The organism is Inquilinus sp. OTU3971 (assembly GCF_038440215.1).
In genome coordinates, this window is the sequence record NZ_JASATH010000410.1 from 1 (window position 1) to 1,460 (window position 1,460).

The window sequence follows — 1,460 nt, forward strand, 5'->3', positions numbered from 1 at the left end:
GATGAAGACGCGTGCCGCGGTAGCCGTCGCCGCAGGGAAGCCCCTGGAGATCCTGGAGGTGGACCTGGAGGGACCGAAGTTCGGCGAGGTTCTGGTCGAGATCAAGGCGACGGGGATCTGCCACACCGACGAGTTCACGCTGTCGGGGGCGGATCCGGAAGGTCTGTTCCCGTCGATCCTGGGGCATGAGGGCGCGGGCGTGGTGGTCGATGTCGGGCTGGGCGTGACCAGCCTGGCCAAGGGCGACCATGTGATCCCGCTATACACGCCGGAATGCCGGCAATGCCCGTCCTGCCTGTCGCGCAAGACCAATCTGTGCACGGCGATCCGGTCGACCCAGGGCCAGGGTCTGATGCCGGACGGCACCAGCCGGTTCTCGCTCGGCAAGGAGAAGATCTTCCACTACATGGGCTGCTCGACCTTCTCGAACTTCACGGTCCTGCCGGAGATCGCGCTGGCGAAGGTCAACCCGGACGCGCCGTTCGACAAGATCTGCTACATCGGCTGCGGCGTGACGACCGGCATCGGCGCGGTGATCAACACGGCGAAGGTCGAGGAGGGCGCGACCGCGATCGTGTTCGGGCTCGGCGGCATCGGGCTGAACGTGATCCAGGGGCTGCGGCTGGCCGGGGCCGACATGATCATCGGTGTCGACCTCAACAACTCGAAGAAGGAATGGGGCGAGCGCTTCGGCATGACCCATTTCGTCAACCCCAGCGAGGTCGAGGGCGACCTGGTGCCGTATCTGGTGAACCTGACCAAGCGCGGGGCGGACCAGATCGGCGGCGCCGACTACACCTTCGACTGCACCGGCAACACCAAGGTGATGCGGGCGGCGCTGGAGAGCAGCCATCGCGGCTGGGGCCAGAGCATCGTGATCGGCGTGGCCGGGGCGGGGCAGGAGATCTCGACCCGTCCGTTCCAGCTGGTGACGGGCCGGGTGTGGAAGGGCACGGCCTTCGGTGGGGCGCGGGGCCGGACCGACGTGCCGAAGATCGTCGACTGGTACATGTCGGGCAAGATCGAGATCGACCCGATGATCACGCACAAGCTGCCGCTGGAGCGGATCAACGAGGGCTTCGACCTGATGCATGAGGGCAAGTCGATCCGCACGGTCGTCGAGTTCTGATGTCCGGGATCGTCACACGAGCCAGGCACCGGGCCTTCGCCGGCGAGGTCGGGTTCTACAGCCACGCCTCGTCCGAGATCGGCGGCGAGATGCGGTTCGCGGTCTTTGTGCCGCCGCAGGCGCAGGAGCGGCCGGTGCCGGTGCTGACCTACCTCGCCGGTCTGACCTGCACCGAGGAGACCTTCATCATCAAGGCGGGCGCCTTGCAGCACGCGGCGGAGTTCGGGCTGATGCTGGTGGCGCCGGACACCAGCCCGCGCGACCGGCGGCACCCCGGCGACGACGAGAGCTGGGATTTCGGGCTCGGCGCCGGGTTCTATCTCGACGCGAC

The 1,460-nt window shown here is 67.3% G+C and carries 2 protein-coding genes; both read left to right on the plus strand.

What is annotated here, in order from left to right; genetic code table 11:
* The first annotated feature begins 1 nt into the window (after position 1).
* Entirely contained in the window at positions 2 to 1,129 is a 1,128-nt protein-coding gene (locus AAHM41_RS40145) for an S-(hydroxymethyl)glutathione dehydrogenase/class III alcohol dehydrogenase (RefSeq protein ID WP_342242247.1), read from the plus strand.
* Positions 1,129 to 1,460 (plus strand): alpha/beta hydrolase-fold protein (locus AAHM41_RS40150; protein ID WP_342242248.1); only part of this gene is annotated, 332 nt, incomplete at its 3' end. The genes AAHM41_RS40145 and AAHM41_RS40150, both read left to right, overlap by 1 nt.

What these genes read in the sequence shown, in the direction of transcription:
- AAHM41_RS40145 (WP_342242247.1), top strand. Translation starts at nt 2, where the DNA reads ATGAAGACGCGTGCCGCGGTAGCCGTCGCCGCAGGGAAGCCCCTGGAG.